This window comes from Streptomyces sp. NPDC015242 (assembly GCF_043079125.1).
In the GTDB taxonomy this organism is placed as follows: domain Bacteria; phylum Actinomycetota; class Actinomycetes; order Streptomycetales; family Streptomycetaceae; genus Streptomyces.
This window is the reverse complement of record NZ_JBIBUF010000007.1, coordinates 447,090-472,177: the sequence shown is the minus strand read 5'-3', so window position 1 is coordinate 472,177 and position 25,088 is coordinate 447,090. Positions and strand designations below refer to the sequence as shown.

Below are 25,088 nucleotides of genomic sequence, written 5' to 3'. Positions count from 1 at the left end.
CGACCGAAGTCGATGTGGTCGCGCGAGACCAAGCGCTGCTGGGCATTCATGCGATTAATTGAGCAGTACAAGGTGCTTCACGTCAAGCAGCGCCCGTATGCCGGACCCGCCTGATCCCCGTGCGCGGATGTGCTGTTGACACATCCGCGCCCCGGGCACATACGATCGTCGGCGGACGGCTCCGCCCGCGCGGCAGCCCTCCGGCCGCGTTGAGGGACGCGGCGATCGTGACGACGCGGATTCCCGGCCGCGCACCGTGCCCGGGCAGCGGTTTTCCGCTGCCCGGCGCCGCGCGCGCCGCCGGATGGTCGCCCCCCGCCCGTGATTCCCTCCCCCGGAGAGCCTCCCCATGGTCACACCTTCCGACCTCGCGTCCGCCCCCGTCACGCCACCCCCGCGGCGCGCCGGTGCCGCCGATCCCGACCTGCCGCGGATCGTGCCGCGCCGGCGCCTCGGACGCTGGGCGGCCGCCGCCGTCGCGCTGCTGGCGTTCGCCATGGTGCTGCACTCGGTCGTGCGCAACGAGGCGTTCCAATGGTCCGTCGTGGGGCGGTACTTCACGACGCCCGCCGTGCTCGACGGGCTGCTGCTGACCCTGTGGCTGACCGGAGCCGTCATGATGCTCGGGTTTCTGCTGGGCACCGGCCTGGCGGTGATGCGGCTGTCGGGGAACCCGGTGCTGCGGACGCTGAGCTGGGGCTACGTGTGGATCTTTCGTTCCACTCCCCTGCTGGTGCAGCTGCTGTTCTGGTTCAACATCGGCGCCCTCTACCCGACGCTCGGTCTCGGCATCCCGTTCGGCCCGGAGTTCGTCTCCGTCAAGACGGTCAACCTGCTCGGCCCGACCCTCACCGCCGTCATCGGCCTGACCCTGCACGAGAGCGCCTACGCCGCCGAAGTGGTGCGCGGCGGCATCCTGTCCGTCGACCCCGGCCAGACCGAGGCCGCCCAGGCACTCGGCCTGAGCCGGCTCCGCACGCTGCGCCGCGTCGTCGTCCCGCAGGCGATGCGCTCCATCGTGCCCACCGCGGGGAACATGCTGATCGGCACCCTCAAGGGCACCAGCATCGTCAGCGTGCTGGCCGTGCACGACCTGCTGTACTCGACGCAACTGATCTACAACCAGACGTACCAGGTGATCCCGTTGCTCATGGTCGCGACCCTCTGGTACGTCGCCGTCACGAGCGTGCTCAGCGCGGGTCAGTACTACGTCGAGCGCCACTACGCACGGGGCGACTCCCGCGCGCTGCCGCCCACTCCGCTGCGACGGCTGCGCCTGCTGCTGCGACAGCGGCCGGCCGCCGTCCGCGCCCGCCTCAGCGCCGCGACGGCCGCCGACGCCCGCCCCGCGATCGACCGCGAGCGGTGAGCGGACCGCTCCGCCTCGGAGGGCCGGCCGACGGGAGCCCGGGCGAGGCGCTCGGGGGGGGGAGTCCTCGGCGATCCCGCCCAGCGGCTCTTCGAAGGCGGCGCGGACCGGGCCACCGTCGCCGCGTGTGTACGCGTACTCAGGTGAGCGGCACGTCCCGCCCGGGCCGGTTCCGGACGGGACTCGTCGAATATCCGCGGACGGGGCACCCGGGTGGTCGACGGGAAGGAGCCGACATGACCAGCAGAGACCCTGATCTGTCCCATCCGCTGGAGCAGGTCACCGGAGAGAAGGACGTCCACCCGGAGGAGGAAGAGGGGGCGCAGCCCGGCGAGCGCGCCGACGAGGCCGGCAGCGGCGGGGAGCACGGCGGCACACCGCCGGAGAACCCCGACGGCGCGCAGACCCCCTGAGACCGAGGCGCCGGGGCGGGGTGCCGGAGGCCGGCACCCCGCCCTGGCCCGTGCTCGCGCGGGGATCGCCGCACTCGCTTCTTCACCGGTCAGCCCTCCCTCCCCTTGTTCGCCGGGTGGGTGAGCGCGCCGCGGCCCGGTGGGCGCGCCGGCCGGTACGGTCCTGATCGCAGGGCACGTCGACACCCGCGAAGGGCTCGGACCTTTCGCCGCGCTGCACGTCATCCGCGTGGGTGCCCGTACCGAGGTGACCGGCGCGGACGGCGCGGTGCGTCCCTACCGGGTCACCGCGCGCCGCACGGTCGCGCAGCACCGGCTGCCCGCCGGCCTGTTCACCCGCGGCGGCCCGCACCGGCTCGCCCTGGTCACCTGCGCCGGCCCCTACGACCGCGCGTCGGGCCGCTGCGCACGCAACCTCGTCCTGTACGCCGCTCCGGCCGGCGCGCCCGCCGGGGACGGTCCCTCCCCCGGGTCCCCGCCGTGACACCCTTCACGGCGGCCGGCTTCCGATCCGTGTCAGGATGTCCCGACGCGGGCGGCCCCGGGGCAGCGGTACGTGACCACCGTCGCCACGTGAGGGCGGCCACAGCGGGCAGACGAAAAGACGCGAGAGAAAATCGATCAGTAGCCGGTAGTTCTTCCATCATCCATAGGAAAGATCATGATCATCCCGCTTAGGAAACAGGCGGCAGATGAGCACCATCGGGTTGCCGCCGGGTCCCTCCTCCCCCACCCCGTCCGGTAGGTGACACTCGTGCTCCAGCTCATCGAACGCGACGGGGACCTGGCCGTGGCCGCACTGGTGGACGACGTCGACTTCTTCACCAGCTCCGACCTGCGCACCGCCGGGCACCGGCTCCTGGACGAAGGCTGCCGCTACCTGGTCCTGGACACCTCGTCCCTCAGCTTCATCGACTCCAGCGGCATCACGGTGCTGCTGGCCTTCTGGCAACGCCTGCACGCCGCGGACGGCGCGCTGGTCCTGGCCGTGCCCGACACGGCCCTGCGCCGGCGGATGGACGTGCTCGGCCTGGACACCGTCCTGACGATCACGCCGGCGCTCGGGGAAGCGGTCGACCGGGCCCGGCGGCTGCGCGCGACCGACGGGTTCCCCAGCCGGGCCTCCACGCTCCCGGCCGAACCGGAAAGCGCGTGAACCCGCCCGTTCAGAGGTGCGCCGCGGCTCGCTCCGACTCGCTGCGCAGAACACAGAACTCGTTGCCCTCCGGGTCGGCGAGGACCGCCCAGCCGGAGCCGTCGGGCTCGCGGTGATCGGCGACGAGGGTGGCCCCGAGCCCGAGCAGCCGTTCCACCTCCTGCTCACGGGAGGTGTCGGGACGCAGACACAGATGGATCCGGTTCTTGGCCGTCTTCGGCTCGGGCACCTGGTTGAAGTACAGCGCCGGACCCTCGTCCGGCATCACCTGCGTCTCCCGGGCCCCCGGCCGGTCCTCGGGGTGCAGGGGCCGGCCGGTCACCCTGCTCCAGAAGAGGGCCAGCGCGTAAGCGTCCGCACAGTCGATCGCCACGTTCTGCACTACCGAGACCATGCGGGCGAGCCTTCCCGATCACCCGGCCGGACGCCACCGTTTTTCGGCAGCTCATCGCTCCGGCGCGTCGGGCGCGCCGGACCGGTCGCGGGAGCGGAACGTGCGGCGGTAGGCATCGGGCGGCACGCCGACGGTGCGGTGGAAGTGCCGGCGCAGGGTCGTGGCGGTGCCCATGCCGGTGGCCGTCGCGATGGCGTCGACGGTGGCGTCCGTCGTCTCCAGCAACAGCTGCGCCCGGCGGACGCGTTGGGTCAGCAGCCACTTCAGCGGACTGGTGCCCGTCACCGACCTGAAGTGGCGGCCCAAGTGGCGTGAGCTCATCCCGGCGCGACGGGCCAGGTCCTCCACGGTGAGCGGGCGGTCCAGCCGCTGCATCACCCAGGGGAGGAGTTCGGCGAGCGGATGATGGTCCGGCGCCGGGACCGGCGTGGTCACGAACTGGGCCTGGCCGCCGTCCCGGTGTGGCGGTACGACCAGACGCCGGGCGAGCGTGTTGGCGGCCGACGAACCGTGGTCGAGGCGGACCAGGTGCAGGCACAGATCCATGGCCGCGGCCTTGCCCGCCGAGGTGAGCACGCTGCCCTCGTCGACGTACAGCACGTCCGGGTCCACCTTCACCCGTGGGTGGCGCCGGGCCAGTTCGCCGGTGTGCGCCCAGTGCGTGGTCGCGCGCCTGCCGTCCAGCAGGCCCGCGGCGGCCAGCACGAACGCGCCGGTGCACAGGGAGGCCACGCGCGCGCCCGCCTCGTGTGCCGCGCGCACCGCCTCGACCAGGTCGCCCGGCGGGTCCCGGTCGATGTCGGCCCAGCCCGGGACGATCACAGTGTCGGCGCCCGCGAGACGGTCGAGTCCATGGTCGGGCTCCAGGCGGAAGCGGCCCGCCCGCACGGAGCCCGGCCCGCACAGCGACAGGCGGTACGGGGAACCGTCCTCGTCGCTCGCGTCGGCTCCGAAGACCTCGCACGCCAGGGCCAGTTCGAAGTGCAGCATGCCGTCGGTGACGGCCAGGGCGACCTGGGTCATGTCCGGAAGTGTATGGGGCGTGGCGTTCCGGACACTCGTGGTCCGCACCCGCACGTCGTCAGGATGGGCGTGACAGACAGCGACTGATCGTTTCGAGTGCGGGGGGACCCATGGAATCGGGCCACAGGGTGACGGTGTTCGGCGCGTACGGGCACACCGGGCGGTTCGTGGTGGCGGAGGCGAGGCGGCGCGGGTTCGTGCCGGTGCTCTCCGGCCGCGACGCCGGCCGGCTGGAGGCGCTGGCCCGGGAGACCGGGCTTGAGGCCCGCCCCGCCTCCGTCGGCGACGCGGCCTCACTCGACCACGCGCTGGCCGGCACGGCGGCCGTGATCAACTGTGCCGGGCCCTTCGCCACGACGGCCGCCCCCGTACTCGAGGCCGCCCTGCGCGCCGGGATCCCCTACCTGGACGTGGCCGCCGAGATCGAGGCCAACCTCGACACCTTCACGCACTTCGCGGAGCGCGCCCTGGAGGCGGACGTGGTCGTCGTCCCGGCGATGGCCTTCTTCGGCGGCCTGGGCGATCTGCTGGCCACCGCGGCGATGGGCGACTGGACCACGGCGGACGAGGCGCACATCGCCTACGGGCTGGACAGCTGGCACCCGACCGAGGGGACCCGCAGCGCGGGCGCGGTCTCCCGCCGGCGCCGGGAGGGACGGCGTGTGCGCTACAGCGGCGGACGCCTGGAGCACCGCGACGACGCCCCGCCGGTCCTCCGGTGGGCCTTCCCCGACCCGATGGGCCCGCGTGCGGTCGTCGGGGAGTTCACGATGGCCGACGTCGTGACCATCCCCCGTCACCTGCCGATCCCCGAGGTGCGCACGTACATGACGGTCGAGGCGGTCCGCGACATCGCCGCCCCGGACACCCCGGCGCCGGCCGCGGTGGACGAGCACGGACGGTCCGCTCAGACCTTCCTCGTCGACGTCGTCGTGCGCTCGGGCGGTGCCGAGCGGCGCGCCGTGGCCCGCGGGCAGGACATCTACGCCGTCACCGCACCCCTGGTCGTGGAGGCCCTCGACCGCGTCCTCGGCGGACGCACGCACGCCGTCGGCGTCGTCTCCGCGGGAGAGGCCTTCGACGCGCCCGGCTTCCTGCGCGCCCTGTCCGGCCACCTCTCCGTGGAACTCCCGGGGTGAGGCCCCGCCGCCTGCGGCGCGACGGCCGCTCGGCGGGGCCCGGGGTCATGCGGTCGGACGGTCAGCGGGTCAGCGGGTCGACTGGTCGGAGTAGCTGATGTCACCCACCGTCCACGCGCTGACGTCCTCGATCGCGACGCGGTACATGCCGCCGGTCTCCGGGATGCCCACCGTGCCCTGGAGGATGCGGGCGACGTGGAAGTGCAGGTGTGTGGGCGGGCCGTCCTTCTTCCCGGGGGCGTCGAACGCGGCGGAGAACTCCCCCAGGCGGGCGGAGTCCGTCAGCACCTCCGACACCCTCTGCCGCCACACGGCCTCCGGGGCCAGGCGACCGGTGATGACGGCGCCACCGGTGACCACCGTCAAGGACATCTGATTGCTCTGCCCGGACTCCACCAGGGAGGCGATGGCAACGATCAGCTCGTCAGGCTTCGACATGGGATCGAATCTTATGCACTGGCCCGCCCGGGAGGCCCGGCCACCTGCCCCATGGGGCAGGACGCGCCGGGTATGTGATCCAAGTCACAGCGAAACCGGGGTGGTGGCGACGGCTTTCGCCGCGGTGACCGGTCATGACAGCGACCGTATCCGCACACCACCACGGAGTTCCCCATGACCCCTCCCTCCCCGACCGTTGTCGTGACCGGCGCCGGCCGCGGCTTCGGGCGCGCGATCGCCGCCGCGCTCGTCGCCTCGGGCACCCGCGTCATCCGGGCGACACCGTCGCCCGCATCACGGCCTTCAACAACCCCGGCCTCGTGCCGGTGTTCGGTGCTGCCGGGCCCGTGGACCCCGGGTGAGGACCCTGGTGCGCGGCGGCACCGGCGGAGTCGCTGTTCGGCCGGATGACGTCTGTTCACGCGTGGGCCGGGGCCTCTAGCGTGTGCGGCCCTCGCGTTGATGGGAGTCCCGTGAACGCTCTCCGTGCGGTTGTCGTCTCCTTCGTGGTCGTCTGCGTGGCCGCGGTGTCGCCCGCCGCGGCCGTGGCACCGGGTTGGTCGGCGCTGCCTGTGCCGGCGGCGGCCGCGCCGGTGACCGTGTCCGATCTCGTCGCGCGCGGGCCCGGTGAGGTCTGGGCGAGCGGGTACGAGCACGCCGGCGACGGACCGCGGCCGATGCTGTACCGGTGGGACGGCGCGGCATGGAGCCGGGAGACGTCCTTCCCCGGAGCCGGTGACCCGGGCTGGGTCGGCGAGGCGCAGGCCGTCGGCGAGGAGGTGTGGTTCCTGCGCGACCGCCTGGGGGCGAAGGAGCTCCTGCGCCGGTCGGCGGCGGGATGGAGTGCTGTCCCTCTGCCGCAGGCCCTGTCGGCGTACCAGGACTTCGCCGCCGTGCCGGGTGCCCTGTGGGTGGTGGGCGAGGACGCCACGGGACCGAAGGTTCTGCACCACGACGGCTCCCGGTGGACCGCGCAGTCCACCCCGGACGGCGTGCTGTACCTGATGGGGATCACCGCGCGGACCGCCACCGACGCCTGGGCCTGGGCGGACACCGCCGACGGGCCCGTCGTGCTGCGCTGGGACGGCACGGCGTGGCGGGACGCCCGGGTGCCGCTGCCGTCCGGCGGCAGCGTGCACACCATCCTGCTGGAGGCGTCCGGCCGCATCACGATCGGCGGCGGCCAGTACACCGACGGCGTCTCCCGCACCTACCTCATGACCGGCGACGGGCGCGCCTGGCGCACCGTCCGTCCGCCGCTGGGCGACGCGTCCACCGAGGCCCTGGTGCGCGGCCCGGACGGCGCGCTGTGGCTGCCGGTGCGCAGCGACCGCGCCTTCCAGGCCAGGTACGCGCGCGTGGACGGGTCGCGCACCACCTTCGCCTACGGCCCGGAGCGCGAGGACGCCATCGAGGTCAGGCCGCGGGTGCTGGAGCGGGCCGGGTCCTCGCTGCTGTCCTTCGGGACCGTCGAGATCTACGGCTCGAAACCGAACCTGATGAGCGAACGGCGGGGAGACTGACATGGCGCGCCGGTTCCTCGTGACGGCACTCGCCGCCGTCCTGGCCTTCCTGGCTCTCGCGACGGGCCCGGCCGCGGCCGGTGACCGGTCCTGGCAGCACGTGCCGGTTCCGGACCGGGTGCGTCCGCAGGCCGGGCTGAACGAGGCCGTGGCGCTCGGGCCGGACCTGGCCTGGGCGGTGGGCGCCGACGCCGTCGGCCGCGAGGCTCCGGGCTTCCCGCTGGTGCTGCGCTGGGACGGAGCCGTGTGGCAGCGTCAGGAGCTGCCCGGCGCCGGCTGGCAGGGGGAGCTGGTGTCCGTCGCCGCGACCTCACCGACGGCCGTCTGGACGGTGGGACGCGACGCGGCCGGCGGTACCCGTCTGCTCCGCTTCGACGGCCGTGACTGGCGCGAGGCCCGGGCGCCGCGCGGTGTCGTGCTGACCAAGGCCGTCGCGGGCGGCGGTGAGGTCTGGCTGATCGGTTCGCGCGACGGCGCGCAGGCACTGCTGCGGTGGGACGGCCGTGGCTGGCGGGACGTGCCGGTGCCGCCGGGTTCCGTGTACGGCCTGCACGTCCTGGCGGGCGACGACGTGTGGGCCGCGGGTGCCACCGACGCGGGTGCGGCCGTGTCCCACTGGGACGGCCGGGCGTGGCGGCAGACGGTCGTGCACGGGTTCCCGCGGGCGGCCGTGGGCAGTGTGCTGGCGGTCTCGCCGACCGAGGTGTGGGCGGGCGGCACGGCCGGGTTCATCGGCGGACCGGCCGGCCGTCCGATCCCACCGCTGCTGGTCCGCTTCGACGGGCAGGCGTGGAGTGCGGTGGACCTGCCCGCCGACTTCGGTTCCGTCACCTCGCTGTCCGCCGCCGCGTCCGGCGCGCTGGGCTGGGTCGCGGTGTCCCGCTCGCAGAAGTGGGGCCCGCCCGGCAGCACGCCGCCGCTCGTCCCCGGGCCGGACTTCCTCGCGTGGGACGGTCGGTCGTTCACCGAGTACGGCGAACCGGCCGTGCCCGGGGAGGGCGCGTCCCAGGTGCTGCGGCTGGCGCCGGTGCCGGGCACGGAGACGGTGTGGTCGGTCGGCCGGGCCGCCGGCCCCGAGAACACCTTCGCCCCGCGCATCCAGCGGTTCGGCTGAGACGAGCCCCCACGCCGGTGTCCTCCGGCCCGCCCGTCCGGCCGCGGATCTCAGCGGTGGCATCGTTCGCAGCCTCGCGGCCACCGACGCCGACCCGGTCACGCAGGCGTGACCGGGGGTGCCGGGCCGGTCAGGGCGGGGGGAGAGAGCCGCCGGGCACCCGGAAGGATCACGGCGGAATGGTCCCCGGGCCGGGCCGGCCACCGCCTCGCGGCCACCGGCACCGACGCGATCAGGGCGGCGTGACCGCCCGCGGCTGTGCGGCGTCCCCGGCCGGGGGCCTGCCCGGTGGGACCGGTCCGAGGCCCGTCACCGCCCAGGGGCGTGGATGCGGGGAGCGGGCCGCGGAGTGCGCCGCCTCCCCGCAGCAGCCCTCGTGGAGCACTTCCCAGGCGAAGCCCACGATGCCGGCCTGCAACCGTGACTCGACCTCCAGCTTGGCCAGGATCTGCGCCACATGAGCCTTGGCCGTGCGTTCGGTGATGGCGAGCCGGGCTGAGATCGTCCGGTTCGACGCTCCTTTCGCCAGCAGCCGGAAGACGTCGAGTTCGCGGTCGGACAGCACCGGGACCCGGGCCATGGCCGCTTCCCAGGCCCCCTGGTGGGTGAGGACCGCCTGCCGGTCGGGGCCGTCGTGCCGGTCGTCGGGCGTGGGTCTCGATAAGGGCGGGCACATCGTCTCCGCGATGGTCATAGAGGTGTCTCAGGGCTCCTTGACGAGGGGGCACATACCTTGGCGCAGCGAGAGCGAGCCGGGCGGAGGCGGAGATCACCGGACTCGAGACACGTGTCACCTCCGCGGCACTCCGGCGAGTCGGGGACGAAAGGAAACAGGTGAGGAATCGGCTGAACGCGAAGGGCTTTCGGCAGCCCTGAAAGGCGGAACGAAGAATTCAGGCAATGCACGCGCGGCTTGCAACATCATCTTCGTGAGGGACGCTACTCGACCCGATCAAGCGCGAGCAACGGCCGGTCCAGAATCCGAGATGCCCAGGCACGTGAATTCGCCATCACGCGCGAGTCACTCAGGTTGAAAGGCGAAATAAAAAGGGCACCGTCCGGTATACGAAAAGCCCGCCGAGCGGAGCCGGCGGGCCGCTTTCCGGTGAGCCGGGTCACGGAACTCCGGCGAGCCGGAGCAGCGCGGCGGATCCCGCCGCCGCCAGCACGACGACGAGGAATGGCGCCTTGCGCCAGGCCAGCAGGCCGCCGATCAGCACGGCGATCGGGCGGGCCGGGCCGGCGAACGACTCCCCCTCGGCGAGGGAGGACGTGGCCGCCAGGGCGGCGAGAAGGAGAACCGCCGAAACCTCGAGCAGTTTTTCGGCCCGTGCCGGGAAGGACACTTTGGCCCGAAGGGCAGGGCCGGAGAGGCGCAAAAGGAAGGTACCGGCCGCCAGGGCGAACATGGCCGCGAGCGCGGGCAGCAGAGGTACGGCGTGATTCATCGCACGGCCTCTTCCTTCTTCTCGGTCCGGACGGTGAAAAGGGGCAGGGCGATCAAGGCGAGCAGGACGGGCAGGCCCGCCGGCAGGAACGGGGTCGCGACCAGGGCCACGGCCGCACCGGCGAGCGCCGTCCGCGGCATCGACCGCTCCTTCATCGCGGGGAGGATCAGCGCCAGGATCACGGCGGGGAACATCGCGTCCAGGCCGAGCGCGTCGGTGTCCCGGACGACGCTGCCGAGCAGCGCGCCCGACGCGGCCCCGGCCGGCCAGGAGACGAGGATCCCCAGGCCGCAGAGCCAGTACGCGGCCCGCTTGCGCTGTGGCTCGTCCTGGGCGAGGGCGAACACGACCGTCTCGTCGTTCATCAGGTGGGTGCCGAGGATTCCGCGCCAGCCGCGTCCGAGCACGTCCGGTACCGCCAGACCGAACGGCAGGTGGCGCGCGTTGACCAGCAGTCCCGCCAGGAGCGCGGCGATCGGGCTGCCCCCGGCCGCCAGGATTCCGACGAAGAGGAACTCGGACGACGCCGCCAGGACGAGCGCACCCATCAAGACCGGGAACCACCAGGGGAAACCGGAGGTCACGGCGATGGCGCCGTAGGACACGCCGATCACGCCGACGGCCAGGCACACCAGCGCGATGTCCCGCAGCAGCGCACCGTCCAGTGTTCTGTAAAACGAACGCATGAGCTTTATACTGAACAGAGGCAGCAGCGTTCGTCAAGGCGAACGGATGACCATTGGAGCGAACACCCCCGTGTCCCACACCGAACCGGCCGTCAAGCCACCCATCCAGATGATCGCGGCGTCCCTGCGAGCGGAACGCGTCCGGGCGGGGCTCTCCCTGACCGAGGTCGCCCGCCGGGCCGGGCTCGCCAAGTCCACCCTGTCGCAACTGGAGTCGGGCACCGGGAACCCCAGTCTGGAGACGCTGTGGGCGCTGTGCGTGGCCATGGAGATCCCCTTCGCCCGGCTGCTGGCGACTCCGCGCCCTCAGGTGCAGGTGATCCGTGCGGGGGACGGGCCCGCCGTCGGGTCCGGGCAGGGCGACTACCGGGCCACCCTGCTCGCCGCCTCACCGCCCGGTGCCCGGCGGGACATCTACAACGTCGCCGCCGAGCCCGGAACCCGGCGCTCCTCCGCCCCGCACATGCCCGGCGTCGTGGAGCACGTGGTGATCAGCGCGGGCCGCGCCCTGGTGGGCACGGCCGACGAGCCGGTGGAACTCCTGCCGGGCGACTACATCTGTTACCCGGCCGACGTGCCGCACGTCTTCGAGGCACTGGAGCCCGGCACGCACGCGGTCCTCGTCTCCGAGCACCACTGACCGGCCGACGCCCGCGCCGGACGAGGACCCTAGTGCCCCATCCCCATGCCGCCGTCCACGGGCAGTACGGCGCCCGTCACATAGGCGGCCTCCTCCGAGGCGAGGAAGCGCACGGCCGCCGCCACCTCCTCCGGGCGGGCGCTGCGCCCCAGCGGTACCCGGCCCAGCAGGGCGGCGCGCTGCCGGTCGTTCAGCGCCTTGGTCATGTCCGTCTCGACGAAACCGGGCGCCACCACGTTGCAGGTGACGCCCCGGCCGCCCAGCTCGCGCGCCACGGACCGGGCGAAGCCCACCAGGCCGGACTTGGACGCCGCGTAGTTGCTCTGCCCGGCCGCGCCGAGCATGCCGACGACCGACGAGACCAGCACGATCCGGCCCCGGCGCGCCTGCACCATCTCCCCCACGGCCTGCCGGACGACCCGGAAGACACCCATCACGTTGGTGTCCAGCACGTCCAGGAAGTCTCGCTCGGACATCCGCAGCAGCAACTGGTCCCGGGTGATGCCGGCGTTCGCCACGAGCACCTCCACCGGGCCGTGGACCGCCTCGGCCTCCTTGAACGCCCGCTCCACCTGCTCGGCGTCGGTCACGTCGCACCGGACGGCGAGGCAGCCGGGCCCGGTCGCGGCCGGCGGCGGACCGCCCGTGCGGTAGGTCAGGGCGACCTTGTCGCCGGCCTGCGCGAAGGAGCGGGCGACCGCGAGGCCGATGCCCCGGCTGCCACCCGTCACGAGGACCGATCGGCCCATGATGTCCCACTCACCCTTTCTCCACGGTGACCCGGCCCGGACGGCGCCGGTCAGACGATCTTGTGGACCCAGCCGAACGGGTCCGGCCTGGTCCCCAGCTGAATGCCGGTCAGTTCCTCGCGCAGCCGCGAGGTGACCGGCCCCGGGACGCCGCCGCCGATCGTCCAGTCGCCGCCCGCGCTCCTTACGGAGCCGACCGGCGTGATCATGGAGGAGGTGCCGCAGGAGAACACCTCCGTCAGTGCGCCCGACTCGGCGTCGGCGCGCCACTGCTCCACGCTGACGCGGTCCTCCTCCGCGCGGTAGCCGAGGTCCGCGGCGAGGGCGAGCACCGAGTCCCGGGTGACACCGGCCAGGAACGCCCCGGACAGCCGGGGGGTGACCAGACGCGTGCCGTAGACGAAGAACAGGTTGCTGGTGCCCATCTCCTCCACCCAGCGGCGTTCCGTGGAGTCCAGCCACACGACCTGGTCGCAGCCCTTCTCCCGGGCCTGCGTCTGGGCCACCAGGGTGCCGGCGTAGTTGCCGCCGCACTTGGCCTCGCCGGTGCCTCCGGGAGCCGCCCGTGTGTAGTCCCGCGAGAGCCACACCGTGAGCGGTCGGGCTCCGGCCCGGAAGTAGGCGGCCGCCGGAGAGGCGATCACCATGAACCGGTAGGCGGCGGAAGGGCCGTAGAAGCCGATGGTGTGCTGCGTGGCGATCATGAAGGGCCGCAGGTAGAGGCTGTGCCCGGGCTGGTCCGGGACCCAGTCCCGGTCCGCGGTGATCAGGAGCTCCAAGGCCTCGACGAAGGTCTCCTCCGGCAGCTCCGGCATGGCCATGCGCGCGCAGGAGCGGTTGAGGCGGGCCGCGTTGGCGTACGGACGGAACGTCACCACCGTGCCGTCCGGCCGCCGGTAGGCCTTCATGCCCTCGAAGACCTCCTGGCCGTAGTGGAAAACCTGGGCCGACGGGTCGAGCGTCAGGGGTCCGTAGGGGTGCAGCCGGGCGTCGTGCCAGCCGCGTTCCCGGTCCCAGTCGATGCTGATCATGTGATCGGTGAACACCTCGCCGAAGGCGGGCGCCCGCAGCAGCGCCGCCCGCCGCTCGGCGGACAGCGGCACGGCCGGCTCGGTGGTGAAGGTGAGGGTCATCGGGACTCCGAGGCAGGAGGAGGACACGTCACAGGGGGTTGTTGGCGTGTTTGCGGGCGGGCTGCTCCGCGTGCTTGGTCCGCAGCATCCGGAAGCTGCGCGCCAGCACCGACCGGGTCTCCGCGGGGTCGATCACGTCGTCGACGAGCCCGCGCTCGGCCGCGTAGTAGGGGTGCATCAGCTCCGACCGGTAGTCCTTGACCAGCCGGGCGCGCAGCGCCTCCGGGTCGTCGGACGCGGCGATCTGCTTGCGGAAGATGACATTGGCGGCGCCCTCGGCACCCATGACCGCGATCTCGTTGGTCGGCCAGGCGTAGGACAGGTCGGTGCCGATCGAGCGGGAGTCCATCACGATGTACGCCCCGCCGTAGGCCTTGCGCAGGATCACCTGGATCCGCGGCACCGTGGCCTCGCAGTACGCGTACAGCAGTTTCGCCCCGTGCCGGATCACCCCGCCGTGTTCCTGGTCCACGCCCGGCAGGAAGCCCGGCACGTCCACCAGGGTCAGCAGCGGGATGTTGAAGGCGTCGCACATGCGCACGAAGCGAGCCGCCTTCTCGCTGGCCCTGATGTCCAGCACGCCCGCCAGGGCCATCGGCTGGTTGGCGACCACGCCCACCACCTCGCCGGCGATCCGGGCCAGCCCGCACAGGATGTTGCGGGCCCAGCGCTCGTGGACCTCCAGGAACTCGCCGTGATCGACGATCTCCTCGACGACCCGGCGCATGTCGTACGGCAGTCTGCCCTCGGCCGGGACGAGTCCGAGCAGGTTCTCGCCGCGCCGGTGGGCCGGGTCCGTGCCCGGGGCGGAGGGCGGGAGCTGCTGGTTGTTGGACGGCAGCAGGGACAGCAGGTAGCGGACCTCGCTCAGACAGGTCCTCTCGTCGTCGTGGACGAAGTGCGCCACTCCGGAGAGTTCGGCGTGCGTGTCGGCGCCGCCGAGCCGCTGCTGGGTGACGTCCTCGCCGGTGACGGCCTTCACCACGTCGGGGCCGGTGACGAACATCCGGGAGGTGTCACGCACCATGAACACGAAGTCCGTCAGTGCCGGCGAGTACGCCGCGCCGCCCGCGCAGGGCCCCAGGATCACCGAGATCTGCGGGATCACCCCGGAGGCCCGCGCGTTGCGCCGGAAGATGCCGCCGTACCCGGCCAGGGCCAGGACGCCCTCCTGGATCCGCGCCCCCGCGCCGTCGTTGAGCGACACCAGGGGCGCACCGGCCGCCACGGCCATGTCCATAATCTTGTGGATCTTCTCCGCGTGCCCCTCGCCGAGCGCCCCGCCGAAGATCCGGAAGTCGTGCGCGTACACGAACACGGTGCGGCCGTCGACAGTGCCCCAGCCCGTGATCACGCCGTCGGTGTGCGGCTTCTGTTCCTCGATCCCGAAACCGGCCGCCCGGTGCCTGCGCAGCTGCTCCACCTCGGTGAAGGACCCCTGGTCCAGCAGCAGTTCGATGCGTTCACGGGCGGTCAGCTTGCCCTTGGCGTGCTGCGCCCGGGTGGCGCGTTCGCTCGGGCCGCGGCGGGCCAGTTCCCTGGTGGCGTGCAGCTCGGCCACCCGTGCCCCTGTGCTCGGGCCCGGGTCCCGGCCGCTGCGCTCCGGACGTACGGTCATCCGCTCTCCCCCTTCCGTCCGGCGCCCGCGGGCAGGCCGGTGCGTGGCCCGGTCACAGCAGGGGCCTTCGCCGGAACGGCCGCCCGGCACACCTGACGGTGCGCGCCGAGTCCGCTCACCTCGGCCTCCACCACGTCACCGGGCCGCAGATAGGGCTGGTCGGGGCGGCCCAGCGCGACCCCGGCGGGTGTCCCGGTCAGCACCACGTCACCGGGGTGCAGCACCATGAACTGGCTGAGGTACCAGACCAGACGGGTCACGTCGTGCACCATGTCGGCGGTGGACCCGTCCTGCATCAGCCGGCCGTTGACGCGGCAGGTCAGCCGCAGCCGCTGCGGGTCGCCGGCCTCGTCCGGCGTGACCAGCCACGGGCCCAGCGGGCTGAACGACTCGAAGGACTTGCCCTTGATCCACTGGCCGCCGCGCTCCAGCAGCCAGGTCCGCTCGGAGACGTCGTCGGCCGTGGCGAAGCCCGCGATGTGCGCCGGGGCGGCGGCGGGGTCCGGCAGGTACTGGGCGCGCCGGCCGATCACCACGGCCAGTTCGACCTCCCAGTCGGTCTTCTCGCCGCCCGGTGGCAGCAGCAGGTCGTCGTAGGGGCCGACCAGGGTGCTGGGCGCCTTGCTGGAGACGATCGGTTCGTCCGGCAGCTCCAGTCCGGCCTCGGCCGCGTGCATGCGGTAGTTGAGGCCGATGGACAGCAGGTGGCCGCCCGGCCGGACGGGCGGGCCGATCCGCTCGGCGGCCGGGTCGGCCAGGGGCAGCGCGCCGGCCTCCCGCCGCAGCCGGGCGGCCAGCTCCCGCAGCACGTCCGGGTCCAGGGCGGGGCCGGTCCAGTCGGGCACCCACGCCGACAGGTCCCGGACCTCCCCTCCCGGACCCACGGCGCAGGGCCGTTCCTCGCCCGGCCGGCCGATCCTCAGCAGCCGCATGTCAGCCTGCCGCCGGGGTGTCGTCGAGGTACTTCTCGAAGAAGCGGATCTCCTCGTCGGTGAGCCGCCGGGGCCGGCCCGCCGTGTAGTCGAACGGCGCCATGACCGTCGAGGCGGTGGCGTACACGGTGTCCCCGTCCTTGACGACGTAGTCGATGGCCACCGTCGCCGTCTGCAGGTCGGAGACCCACATCTCGATCTCCACCGGCTCGTGCCGGTGCACCAGCTGGCGCCGGTAGCGGATGGCGTGCTCGACGACGACCGAGCCGTCCCGGAAGAAGGCGTCGCCCTCGGTGGGTGCCATGCGGAAGATGAAGTCGACCCGGGCCTCCTCCAGATAGCGCAGATAGGAGACGTTGTTGACGATCCCGTAGACGTCCATGTCGGACCAGCGGATGGGGCAGTGGTAGCTGTGCCGTGCCATCGCTCGCTCAGCTCCCCTCGGCCGTGCGGACCGGGGCCGCGGCGCCGGTCCGGTCCTGGAAGGCCGCCACGTAGTCGTCGGCCGCGATCGGCGCGCGCAGCAGGTCCGGAGACAGGTGGAACGCGTCGACGAGCGTGCCGGCGACGGGCAGCAGGCGTGCGCACAGGGCCTCCGTCTCCGCCGCCGCCCGGTCCACCTGCCCGGCCGTCAGCGCGCCGCGTGCCAGGAACCAGCCGGCGTCCCGGCGCACCTCGGTCAGGCCGTACAGGGCGGCCAGCGGGGCGAGAGCGGCCCGCGCGGTGCCGTCGCGCGTCTCGTCCACGGCGGCGGCGAAGCACTCCAGGGCGGTACGCGCCCCGCGCGTCCGGGCCATGTCCAGGCCCAGGTTGATGGTGCCGTTCCACGCGTCGAAGTAGGTGCGGTCACCGGAGTCGTCCGCCATGGCCACCCGCGCCGCGCGCAGCAGTTCCGCCTCCCGGTACCGCAGGAGCTCCACCAGGAACCGGGGGTCCGTCAGCTCACGGCCCCGGGGGTCGGGCACGGCCTCCGGCTCCTCGTCGCCGGCCTGGGCGATGATCTGGCCCGCCGTGGTGGCGAGCAGCACCTGGTTGTCGCCCTCGGCGGTGACCAGGCCCTGCAGCAGCGACCCGTAGTCCGCGATCCGGTTGGCGCTGAAGATGCCCTGGGCGCCGCAGCGTTCCCGGCACACGGCGACGACCTCGGTCATCTCCCAGGTGGACAGGGCCTTGGTGATCGAGACCAGGTGGTTGAGCTCGGACGGCACGGTGTCCCGCGCCTCCTGGGTGAACCGGCGCTTGGCGTGGTTGAGCAGCAGGGTCATCGCGTACGTCTTCGCCAGCGCGGTGAACAGCGCGAGCTGGTGGCTGCGGTACTCGATGACGGGCAGGTCGTTGCGGCCCGGCGCGTTGGTGAGCCGCTGCGCCGCGTAGCGCAGGGCGATGTAGACACCGGCCCGGCCCGCCCCGGTGGCCGCGCTGGAGACGCAGAGCCGTCCGGGCAGGATCCGGCTCATCGCGCGCAGGAACCGTTTGCGCTGGTTGCCGGAGGCCGGGCGGAACACGCCCCGGTCGTCGAAGGCGCCCATGTCGCCGTGCAGCAGGTGGCGGCGGGGAACGCGGACGTGGTCGAACCAGGTGAGTCCGTTGTCCAGGCCCTGCACCGGTTTCTCCGGGCAGGGCACCGCGTGCACGCCCTCGCACAGTCCGTTCCCGTCGCTGATGCGCACCAGGAAGGGGAACACACCGTGGTCCTTGCCGTCGGCCTTAAGCCGGGCCATCACGACGGCCAGTTTGGGGATGTCGCGGAATCCGCTGTAGGACATGTACTTCTGGGCGAGCGCGTCGGGCGTGTTCAGCACGAACGTCTCGGTCCCGGCGTCGTAGACGGCCTCGGTCCGCAGGGCGGCCACGTTGTTGCCGTAGCCCAGCTCGGTGGCCATGTACGGGCTGAAGGAGTCCAGCCTGTCGAGTTCGTCGAAGAGGTCTTTCACGTCGTCCCGGGCGCCGTGCTCCACGACCGTGCCGAAGGCGAGGTTGTAGTGCACCATGAGCAGCGAGAACGTGGAGACGTCCACCAGTGAGGGCCACTCGGCGAGCGCGAACAGCCGCCAGGGGTCGGCCAGGATCTCCCGCGGGCGCTCCAGCCCCGCGTGCACGGCCCGCGAGCGCTCGTAGGCCAGCTTCCCGGCCTCGTCCATGGTGAGCCCCTCACGGGGGTCGAACAGGGGGTCGAGCAAGAGGTCGCGGATGTCCTGGTGGGTCTGCTCGTACCTGCCGTCGAAGAGCAGCCGGGACAGCTCGGCGGAGGCCGACGTGGTCATCTGGGGTCCTTTCCTGCGGTTCCGTTCTGGGGACCGGCCGGGGGGGACAGGCCGCGTCAGGCGGAGGCGATCAGCAGGGCGGCGTTCTGGCCGCCGAAGCCGAAGGAGTTGCTCAGGGCGACCTCCACCCGGTCCTTACGGGCCCCGCCGTGCACGACGTCCACCTCCACCCTCGGGTCGACCTCGGTGGTGCTCGCCGAGGGCGGGATCACCCCGTGGTGCACGGTGAGCGCCGCGAAAGCGGCCTCGATGGAGCCGGCCGCGCCCAGGGGGTGCCCGGTGACGCCCTTGGTGGAGCTGACCTGCACGTCCGTCCCCGCCACCCGGCGGATCACGCCGGCCTCGATGACGTCGTTGAGCGGAGTGGAGGTGCCGTGGGCGTTGACGTAGCCGATGTCCCGGCCGGTGAGCCCCGCGTCCGCCAGGGCGGCCCGCACCGCGAGTTCGGCGCCCTTGCCCTCGGGGTGCGGCGAGGTCACGTGGTGCGCGTCGGCCGACGCGCCGTAGCCGATGACACGGGCCACCGGGGTCACGCCACGGGCCCGGGCGTGCTCCTCCGACTCCAGGACGACGACACCGGCGCCCTCGCCGAGGACGAACCCGTCGCGATCCGCGTCGAACGGGCGGGAGGCGGTCCCGGGGCTGTCGAGCCGCCGCGACAGGGCCCGCATGCGGGCGAACGACGACACGTACAGCGGCGTGACGGGCGCCTCGGCACCGCCCGCCACGACGATGTCGGCCAGCCCCGACCGGATGAGGTCCCGGCCCAGGCCGATCGCGCTCGCACCGGCGGCACACGCCGTGCAGGGCGCCATGCAGGGCCCGTTGGCCCCGATGTCGATGGCCACCTGGCCCGCCGCCATGTTGAGCAGTCCCAGCGGCAGCGTCATCGGGGAGACCTCCGAGGGCCCCTCCTCGATCAGCGTCCGGTGCTGCTCCTCCAGCGTCGCGGTACCGCCGGCGCCCGAGCCGATGATCACGGCCACCCGGGCGCTGTCCGCCCAGGCTCCCCGGGTGAGCCCGGCCTGCTCCAGGGCCTCGCGGGTGGCGACGAGGGCGAACTGGGCGTAGCGGTCCCACTGCCACGCCCCGGCGAGCCCCGAGGCGACGGGATCGAAGTCGGGCACCTGGCAGGCCATGGTGACCGGCAGGCCGTCGAGGGCGCGGTGGTGCGCCGCCGTCGGCCTGCCCTCGACCACGCGGTCCCAGCTCGCCTTGGTCCCGACACCCGCCGGAGTGACCAGCCCGATCCCGGTGATGGCGGCGGCGGTCCCGGTCATCGGACGGCGGCGCCCTTCTGCTCGACCAGGGCCACGATGTCCCCGACGACGGAGATCTCCGACAGTTCGTCGTCGGTGATCACGACGCCCAGGCGCTTCTTCAGGGCCGTGGCCAGTTCGATCTGGGACAGCGAGTCGAGACCGAGGTCGTCGAAGGTGGCGTCCGGCTGGACCGCTTCCGGGTCGAGACCGAAGCGGGCGACGAAGACCTCGACGACGGACTCGTGGGCGAAGCTCATACGGGTTCCTCCTGAAGGGGGTGGGTGAACGGGTGTGATGGGCACGGTGGTCGGCGGGAGGGGCGGTGGTGGAGGCGGGCCGGTCCTGCGCGGGGTCAGTCGACGGGTTCGGCCTTGACGTCCGGCCAGACCAGGACGGTCGAACCCCAGGACAGTCCGGCTCCGAACGCGGACAGCAGCACGCGGTGGCCCGGCCGGAGCGCGCCGCCGGCGGCGTAGTCGTTCAGCAGCAGCGGCACCGAGGCGGCCAGGGTGTTGCCCACCCGGTCGATGTTCACCGCCACGCGTTCCCCGGGGAGTTGCAGTTCCTCGGCGACGGCCCGCACGATGCGGAGGTTGGCCTGGTGACCGACGAACCAGTCGACGTCCGTGACCGGCCACGCGGCCCGGTCGAGGACCCTCGCCGCCGACTGCGCCATGCGTTCGACGGCCTGCGTGTACAGCGGGCGGCCCTCCATCCGCAGGTACCAGTCCGCGGCCGGCACCGACGCGTGCCCCAGGCCGGCGTCGGCGGAGCGCTGCCGGGAACCGCCGGCCGGGATGGCCAGCAGGTCGGCCAGGGCGCCGTCGCTGCCGAGGTCGAACGGCCCCAGCGCGCCGGGCTCCTCGGGCGCCCCGCGGCGCAGGACCACCGCTCCCGCCCCGTCGCCGAAGATCGGCGCCGTGGTCCGGTCGTGCTGGTTCACCAGCGTGGTGAAGGCTTCCGAGCCGATGAACAGCACGGTGTCCGCGGTACCGGAGTCGATCAGACCGGCCGCGGTGGCGAGGCCGTACAGAAATCCGCTGCAGGCCGACGTCACGTCGAAGGCGGCCACGGTGCCGAGGCCCAGCCGGGAGGAGACCTCGGGGGCCACCGCGGGGCAGAGCCGCTCGGGCGAGGTGGTCGCCACGACCACGGCGTCCACCCCGGTCACCCCGGCCGAGCGCAGGGCACGGGCGCCGGCCTCGACCGCGAGGCTCCCGGTCGACAGGCCCTCCGAGACCATCCGGCGCTCCCGGATCCCGGTCCGGGTGCGGATCCACTCGTCCGAGGTGTCCAAGGTGCGCGAGAGGTCGTCGTTCGTGACCGCCCGGGGCGGCAGGAAGCCTCCGATTCCCGTGAGCACCGCCGTCATTGCCCCACCCTCCTGATGGCCGTCCCTGGCCTGACCTGGCGCCCACCAGGCTTGCCGACGGCAGGTCAGACGGACAATTGGCCCTTGGTACACCCGGGAGTTCGACCACCGGACGCGTGTACCAACGGCCAATTGACCGCCTCCACGGACCGGGACGAGGCTCACGGGGGTGACGACAACACTTGATCTCGCGGGGCTCCCGCTGACCGGACGGGTGATCACCGATCCGGCCCGGATGGCGTCCTTCGCGCGTGACGAGGCGGCCGGCGCGCCGCACGGGTTCCCGTCCGCCGTGGTCCAGCCCGCCGACACCGCCGATGTCGCCCGGGTGGTCGCGTACTGCGCCGAACGGGGTGTGCCGGTGGTCGCGCGGGGCGCGGGCACCGGCCTGTCCGGCGGCGCCAACGCCATCGACGGCTGCGTCGTCGTCTCCTTCGCGGCGATGGACCGCGTCCTGCGCATCGACCCGGACGAACGCCTGGCCGTGGTGCAGCCCGGCGTCGTCAACGACCGGCTGCGCGCCGCCTGCGCGGCCCGGGGCCTGTGGTACCCGCCGGACCCGGCGAGCGCCCCGTGGTCGACGATCGGCGGGAACGTCGCCACCAACGCCGGTGGTGTGTGCTGTGTGAAGTACGGCGTGACCCGCGACTACGTGCTCGGGCTGGAGGCCGTCACCGGCCGCGGCGAGATCGTCCGGCTGGGCCGGCGGACCGCGAAGAGTTCCGCCGGCTTCGCACTGGCCGGTCTGCTCGTGGGGTCCGAGGGCACCCTGGGGCTGGTCACCGAGATCACCCTGCGGCTGCGGGGCGAACGCGCCCGGGAACACACGGTCGTCGGCTATTTCGACGACCTGCCGAGCGCGGGCCGGGCCGTCGCGCGGGTGGTGGCCGGAGGCGTCGAACCCAGCGCCCTCGAACTCGTCGACCGCTCCTGCCTGCGGGCCGTCGACGAGTGGAAGCACATGGGGCTCACCGACGGCGGGAACGTGCTGCTGCTGGCCCGCTGCGACGCGCCCGGGGCGGCCGGGGCGGAGGAGGCCCGCACGGTACTGGCCTGCTTCGAGGCCGCCGGGGCCACCTGGACCGCCCGGTCCGGCGACCCGGCGGAGGCGGACGCCCTGTTCGCGGCGCGGCGCCTGGTCTACCCCGCGCTGGAACGGCTGGGCCTGGTGCTCAGCGAGGACGTCTGCGTCCCGCGGACCCTGGTTCCCGAGATGCTGGCCCGGCTGGAGCGCACCGGCGAGCGGCACGGCGTGCACATCGCCGGCCTCGCCCATGCCGGGGACGGCAACCTGCATCCGATGCTGGTGGTGCCGCGCGGTGACGGGCGCGCACTGGCCCGGGGCCGGGCGGTGCTCGAGGAAGTGGTCGACCAGGCGCTGGAGCTGGGCGGCACCGTCACCGGCGAGCACGGCGTGGGCCTGCTGAAGATGCGCGGCCTGGCCCGGGAACTGAGCCCGGCCGCACTGGAGTTGCACCGCGGCATCAAGCGCGTGTGGGACCCGGCGGGCATCCTCAACCCGGGCAAGGTCTTCGCCGCCTGACGGTCCGCCGGCCTCCGCAGACGTTCTACGCGACCCTGACCACGTACTTGCCCTGGACGCCGCCCGCCTCCAGCGCCCGGTGTGCCGCTGCTGTCTCCTCCAGGGGGAAGACCGTGTCCACCGCAGGGCTCAGTTTGCCCTCGGCCACATGGCGGGCGAGGTCGTCGAGGTCCGCTCGGGTGGGGTTGCCGCTGAAGAAGCGCACCCTGCCGCGTCCGTGGAGCGTGCCGGCAGCGAGGTAGCCGAGCGACGCGGCGGGCCGTTCCAGGTCGAAGGCGATGGTGATCATGCGCCCTCCGGGACGCAGCAGGCGCCGGAAGGCCCGCAGGTCGGTCCCGACGGTGTCCAGGACCACGTCGAAGCGGCCCAGTTCCGCCGGCCGCACGGTCCGGTGGTCGACGGCCTCGTGCGCGCCCAGCCCCCGGACGAAGTCGAGGTTGGTCGCACGTGCCAGGGCCGTGACCTCGGCGCCGTAAGCCCGTCCGAGCTGTACGACGGCGTTGCCGACACCGCCCGCCGCGCCCCGGACCAGGAGACGCTCGCCGGGGCGCACCTCGGCCTTGTCCCGCAGGGCGGTGATGGCCGTGGTGGCCACCGGCAGCGCGGCGGCCTCCACCAGGTCGAGGCCGTCGGGGAGCCGGCCGACCCGCTCGACGGGCACGGTCACGTACTCGGCGGCGCTGCCGAACCCGGAGGTGCGGCCCAGCACCCCCCATACGCGGTCGCCGGCCGCGAACCGCGTGACTCCGGCACCCGGTGCGGCGACCTCTCCGGTGAAGTCCAGGCCGACGCGCTTGGGGAATCTGCGGCCGCTCAGCAGGCGGAGACGGCCGGCGCGGACCGCCAGTTCGCCGCCGTTGACGCTGAACGCGCTCACCTTCACCAGGACCTCGCCGGGGTCCGGCTCGGGGCGTGGCACGCGACCCGTGTAGAGCACCTCGGGGCCGCCGTAGCGGTCGTAGAGCACTGCCTTCATCATGCGGTCGTTCATCGTTCTTCCTTTGCCGACGGGGGCCGTGAAGGGATCTGGCACCGACCGTAAGCTCTCAAGTGGACGCGATCGTCCACTTGGAGCGGAAGCGAGAGACAGTGACGGCGGAATCCTCTCGGATCACAGCCCGGGACGAGGTGCGGGCGGACGCCCGGCGCAACCGGGAGCGCCTCCTCGTCGCGGCCCGTGCGGTCTTCGCGGAGCACGGCATCGACGCCCCGATGGCGACCGTGGCCCGACGGGCCGGGGTCGGCGTGGCGACGCTGTACCGGCATTTCCCGACGCGGGACACCCTGGTGAGAGCCGCGTTCGCGCAGCAGATGGAGACCTGCGCACGGGCGCTCACCGAGGCTCTGGCCGCCCCCGACCCGTGGCAGGGCTTCCAGCAGCTGGTCGAGACGGTCTGCGCTCTGCAACGGGAGGAACGCGGGTTCCCGGCCGCGTTCCTCGCCGCGTTCCCGGACACCGCGTCCGGGCACGCGCAGTCACGGCGACGGGCCGAGCGGGACTTCACAACCCTGGTCCGCAGGGCCCAGGCGTCGGGCGCGCTGCGGGCCGACTTCCACCCTTCCGACCTCGCCGTGGCCCTGGTCGCACACTGCGGTCTGGTGACGGCCCTACCGGATGATGCTGCGGCGTCCCGGCGTCTGGTGGCCTATCTGCTCCAGTCGTTCCGCACCGACACGGCCGGCGAACCGCTGCCCCCGCCGGCTGCGCTGACCCTGCGCAGTCTCCCGATCGCCACTCAGGCCCCTCAGGGGCAGCGGCTTCCGAGAGGCTGACGCGAAATGCAGTCACCGGACGAAGGACCGGACGGAGGTGAAGACGTGACCCAGGAAGACGAGGAGGAAGCTGCCCACCGCCGGCAGCAGGTGGAGCAGGCCGGGCTCGTGCCCCAGCATCGTAGGGCTCCAGCCCCAGAACACCGCCACCGCCAGCGCGGCGCGGACCGTCTGGAGCGGAGCCGATTCGGCCAGTCGCTGCAACGCGCCGGCCTGCGGGGCGATGCTGAAGACAGCGCCCACGATGCCGAAGACGAGGGCGATGAGCACGAAGGCGACCAGTGAGCCGGCGCCCAGCTCGTCGTCGGCGAAGGCGTTCCAGCGCGCCTCGGCGAGGACGCCGAGGTTCTTGCTCTCGTTGACGTAACCGCCCAGTTCCGGCGCCGACCTGGCCCACAGCACGTCGACTTCCGTACCGGCGCGGGGCCGGTCGTAGGTGTACGCGCCGCGCACCGGGAGCCGGCCGGGGCCGCCGGGCACGGAGACCACGAACCGGGAGACGTACCCCTTCACTACGTGCCGGCTGGTCAGCTCCTCTCGGACCGCCTCGGGCCCTGCGACGACGGTCGCCGTGCTGACCTCGGCTCCCGCCGTGCGCAGGCCGTCGAGCTTCTCCCCCGCGTTGGCGGACGTCAGCAGGGCGACGAAGAAGGTGCCCGAGGCGAACGCGACCAGGGCCCAGACGGCGCCGGTGCGCAGCTTGATCCAGATTGGGGAGCGGTGCAGATCGGCGAAGGAGAACCCGAGGGCCTCGCCGAGCGAGGCGGGGCCCGACGCGGACCGCCGGCGGGACGGCTCCGGCACCGGTGCGGTGCGTGTCCCGTCGTCCTCGGGCAGCGCGCGCAGGCCCCACAGGGCGAGCACGCGTACCACCGCGCAGGCCACGGCGACGGCACCCCAGGCGAACGCCTCGGTCCACGGCCGGGGCATGGCGGTCGCGCCCAGCAGCCAGAAGCAGGCGACCGCGGTCGCGCCCCACCCCGTCACCGCGCACAGGCGCACCAATCGGAGCAGCACAGAACGCATGACCATGTCCCCCTCGTCGTCCGGCGAACGCCGCCGGCCCCCCGCTCGACCGTGTCACCTTACGTGGCGGGTG

The 25,088-nt window shown here is 73.1% G+C and carries 27 protein-coding genes; 10 read left to right on the top strand and 17 right to left on the bottom strand.

All coding sequences use genetic code 11. The features are described from left to right. The first annotated feature begins 349 nt into the window (after nt 1-349). The 4 genes from ACF07N_RS25055 (at nt 350) to ACF07N_RS25040 (ending at nt 2,938) form a co-directional block, all read left to right on the top strand. Nucleotides 350-1,369 carry an amino acid ABC transporter permease gene (locus ACF07N_RS25055; RefSeq protein WP_392116792.1) on the top strand — a complete coding sequence of 340 codons (1,020 nt, stop codon included), beginning with the start codon at nt 350-352 and terminating at the stop codon, nt 1,367-1,369. A gap of 236 nt (nt 1,370-1,605) precedes the next feature. After that, on the top strand, nt 1,606-1,782 hold the full coding sequence (locus ACF07N_RS25050) for a hypothetical protein (protein ID WP_392116790.1): 177 nt from the start codon (nt 1,606-1,608) through the stop codon (nt 1,780-1,782). Between the two features lie 139 nt (nt 1,783-1,921). Beyond that, nucleotides 1,922-2,266, top strand: a complete 345-nt coding sequence (locus ACF07N_RS25045; RefSeq protein WP_392116787.1) for a class F sortase — start codon at nt 1,922-1,924, stop codon at nt 2,264-2,266. A gap of 270 nt (nt 2,267-2,536) precedes the next feature. After that, nucleotides 2,537-2,938, top strand: a complete 402-nt coding sequence (locus ACF07N_RS25040; protein WP_392116784.1) for an STAS domain-containing protein — start codon at nt 2,537-2,539, stop codon at nt 2,936-2,938. 10 nt (nt 2,939-2,948) lie between these two features. On the opposite strand, the gene ACF07N_RS25035 is transcribed toward ACF07N_RS25040, so the two are convergent. After that, on the bottom strand, nt 2,949-3,332 hold the full coding sequence (locus ACF07N_RS25035; protein WP_392116781.1) for a VOC family protein: 384 nt from the start codon (nt 3,330-3,332) through the stop codon (nt 2,949-2,951). 51 nt (nt 3,333-3,383) lie between these two features. After that, nucleotides 3,384-4,355 (bottom strand): helix-turn-helix domain-containing protein, encoded by a 972-nt coding sequence (locus ACF07N_RS25030; RefSeq protein WP_392116778.1) that lies wholly within the window; start codon nt 4,353-4,355, stop codon nt 3,384-3,386. A gap of 110 nt (nt 4,356-4,465) precedes the next feature. Between ACF07N_RS25030 and ACF07N_RS25025 the strand changes: the two genes are divergently transcribed. Next, the gene (locus ACF07N_RS25025; RefSeq protein WP_392116775.1) at nt 4,466-5,494 is read left to right on the top strand and encodes a saccharopine dehydrogenase family protein; all 1,029 of its coding nucleotides are present in this window, start codon (nt 4,466-4,468) and stop codon (nt 5,492-5,494) included. Nucleotides 5,495-5,563: 69 nt separating this feature from the next. Here ACF07N_RS25025 and ACF07N_RS25020 read toward each other — a convergent pair whose 3' ends face one another. Beyond that, on the bottom strand, nt 5,564-5,932 hold the full coding sequence (locus ACF07N_RS25020) for a hypothetical protein (RefSeq protein ID WP_392116772.1): 369 nt from the start codon (nt 5,930-5,932) through the stop codon (nt 5,564-5,566). A 473-nt stretch (nt 5,933-6,405) separates the two neighbouring features. Between ACF07N_RS25020 and ACF07N_RS25015 the strand changes: the two genes are divergently transcribed. Both ACF07N_RS25015 and ACF07N_RS25010 read left to right on the top strand, forming a co-directional pair. After that, nucleotides 6,406-7,455: a hypothetical protein gene (locus ACF07N_RS25015; RefSeq protein ID WP_392116769.1), complete on the top strand. Its 1,050-nt coding sequence runs from the start codon at nt 6,406-6,408 to the stop codon at nt 7,453-7,455. Between the two features lies 1 nt (nt 7,456). Continuing rightward, nucleotides 7,457-8,569 (top strand): hypothetical protein, encoded by a 1,113-nt coding sequence (locus ACF07N_RS25010; protein WP_392116766.1) that lies wholly within the window; start codon nt 7,457-7,459, stop codon nt 8,567-8,569. Nucleotides 8,570-8,801: 232 nt separating this feature from the next. On the opposite strand, the gene ACF07N_RS25005 is transcribed toward ACF07N_RS25010, so the two are convergent. The 3 genes from ACF07N_RS25005 to ACF07N_RS24995 all read right to left on the bottom strand — a co-directional run bounded on the left by ACF07N_RS25005 (nt 8,802) and on the right by ACF07N_RS24995 (nt 10,703). Beyond that, a complete protein-coding gene (locus ACF07N_RS25005) occupies nt 8,802-9,263 on the bottom strand; it encodes a LuxR C-terminal-related transcriptional regulator (RefSeq protein ID WP_392116763.1) in 462 nt (153 codons plus the stop codon). Nucleotides 9,264-9,684: 421 nt separating this feature from the next. Beyond that, nucleotides 9,685-10,017 carry an AzlD domain-containing protein gene (locus ACF07N_RS25000; protein WP_383334682.1) on the bottom strand — a complete coding sequence of 111 codons (333 nt, stop codon included), beginning with the start codon at nt 10,015-10,017 and terminating at the stop codon, nt 9,685-9,687. Continuing rightward, nucleotides 10,014-10,703 (bottom strand): AzlC family ABC transporter permease, encoded by a 690-nt coding sequence (locus ACF07N_RS24995; protein ID WP_383346240.1) that lies wholly within the window; start codon nt 10,701-10,703, stop codon nt 10,014-10,016. Before ACF07N_RS24995 ends, ACF07N_RS25000 begins: the two co-directional genes overlap by 4 nt. Before the next feature lie 46 nt (nt 10,704-10,749). Between ACF07N_RS24995 and ACF07N_RS24990 the strand changes: the two genes are divergently transcribed. Further along, nucleotides 10,750-11,343: a helix-turn-helix domain-containing protein gene (locus tag ACF07N_RS24990; RefSeq protein WP_392116759.1), complete on the top strand. Its 594-nt coding sequence runs from the start codon at nt 10,750-10,752 to the stop codon at nt 11,341-11,343. Nucleotides 11,344-11,372: 29 nt separating this feature from the next. On the opposite strand, the gene fabG is transcribed toward ACF07N_RS24990, so the two are convergent. From fabG to ACF07N_RS24945, 9 genes are all read right to left on the bottom strand, one after another. Beyond that, nucleotides 11,373-12,092 (bottom strand): 3-oxoacyl-[acyl-carrier-protein] reductase, encoded by a 720-nt coding sequence (fabG, locus tag ACF07N_RS24985; RefSeq protein WP_392116756.1) that lies wholly within the window; start codon nt 12,090-12,092, stop codon nt 11,373-11,375. 50 nt (nt 12,093-12,142) lie between these two features. Then, nucleotides 12,143-13,225, bottom strand: a complete 1,083-nt coding sequence (locus tag ACF07N_RS24980; protein ID WP_392116753.1) for a branched-chain amino acid aminotransferase — start codon at nt 13,223-13,225, stop codon at nt 12,143-12,145. Between the two features lie 28 nt (nt 13,226-13,253). Then, a complete protein-coding gene (locus tag ACF07N_RS24975; protein ID WP_392116750.1) occupies nt 13,254-14,843 on the bottom strand; it encodes an acyl-CoA carboxylase subunit beta in 1,590 nt (529 codons plus the stop codon). Then, complete coding sequence (locus tag ACF07N_RS24970) at nt 14,840-15,775, bottom strand: fumarylacetoacetate hydrolase family protein (protein WP_392116747.1); 936 nt, start codon at nt 15,773-15,775, stop codon at nt 14,840-14,842. The genes ACF07N_RS24975 and ACF07N_RS24970 overlap by 4 nt, the downstream gene beginning before the upstream one ends. Before the next feature lies 1 nt (nt 15,776). Continuing rightward, a complete protein-coding gene (locus ACF07N_RS24965; protein ID WP_383334668.1) occupies nt 15,777-16,199 on the bottom strand; it encodes an acyl-CoA thioesterase in 423 nt (140 codons plus the stop codon). A gap of 7 nt (nt 16,200-16,206) precedes the next feature. After that, entirely contained in the window at nt 16,207-18,039 is a 1,833-nt protein-coding gene (locus ACF07N_RS24960) for an acyl-CoA dehydrogenase (protein WP_392116744.1), read from the bottom strand. A gap of 56 nt (nt 18,040-18,095) precedes the next feature. Continuing rightward, complete coding sequence (locus ACF07N_RS24955; RefSeq protein WP_392116741.1) at nt 18,096-19,319, bottom strand: beta-ketoacyl-[acyl-carrier-protein] synthase family protein; 1,224 nt, start codon at nt 19,317-19,319, stop codon at nt 18,096-18,098. After that, nucleotides 19,316-19,558: an acyl carrier protein gene (locus tag ACF07N_RS24950; RefSeq protein WP_392116738.1), complete on the bottom strand. Its 243-nt coding sequence runs from the start codon at nt 19,556-19,558 to the stop codon at nt 19,316-19,318. The genes ACF07N_RS24955 and ACF07N_RS24950 overlap by 4 nt, the downstream gene beginning before the upstream one ends. Nucleotides 19,559-19,653: 95 nt before the next feature. Continuing rightward, entirely contained in the window at nt 19,654-20,673 is a 1,020-nt protein-coding gene (locus tag ACF07N_RS24945) for a beta-ketoacyl-ACP synthase III (RefSeq protein WP_392116735.1), read from the bottom strand. A 235-nt stretch (nt 20,674-20,908) separates the two neighbouring features. On the opposite strand from ACF07N_RS24945, the gene ACF07N_RS24940 reads away from it, so the two are divergent. Then, nucleotides 20,909-22,216, top strand: coding sequence for an FAD-binding oxidoreductase (locus ACF07N_RS24940; RefSeq protein ID WP_392117049.1), 1,308 nt, complete (start codon nt 20,909-20,911; stop codon nt 22,214-22,216). Nucleotides 22,217-22,241: 25 nt separating this feature from the next. Here ACF07N_RS24940 and ACF07N_RS24935 read toward each other — a convergent pair whose 3' ends face one another. Then, nucleotides 22,242-23,207 carry an NAD(P)-dependent alcohol dehydrogenase gene (locus ACF07N_RS24935; RefSeq protein ID WP_392116732.1) on the bottom strand — a complete coding sequence of 322 codons (966 nt, stop codon included), beginning with the start codon at nt 23,205-23,207 and terminating at the stop codon, nt 22,242-22,244. Between the two features lie 98 nt (nt 23,208-23,305). Between ACF07N_RS24935 and ACF07N_RS24930 the strand changes: the two genes are divergently transcribed. Further along, complete coding sequence (locus tag ACF07N_RS24930) at nt 23,306-23,989, top strand: TetR/AcrR family transcriptional regulator (RefSeq protein WP_392116729.1); 684 nt, start codon at nt 23,306-23,308, stop codon at nt 23,987-23,989. 12 nt (nt 23,990-24,001) lie between these two features. On the opposite strand, the gene ACF07N_RS24925 is transcribed toward ACF07N_RS24930, so the two are convergent. After that, nucleotides 24,002-25,015, bottom strand: a complete 1,014-nt coding sequence (locus ACF07N_RS24925; protein ID WP_392116726.1) for a hypothetical protein — start codon at nt 25,013-25,015, stop codon at nt 24,002-24,004. Nucleotides 25,016-25,088: the final 73 nt, after the last annotated feature.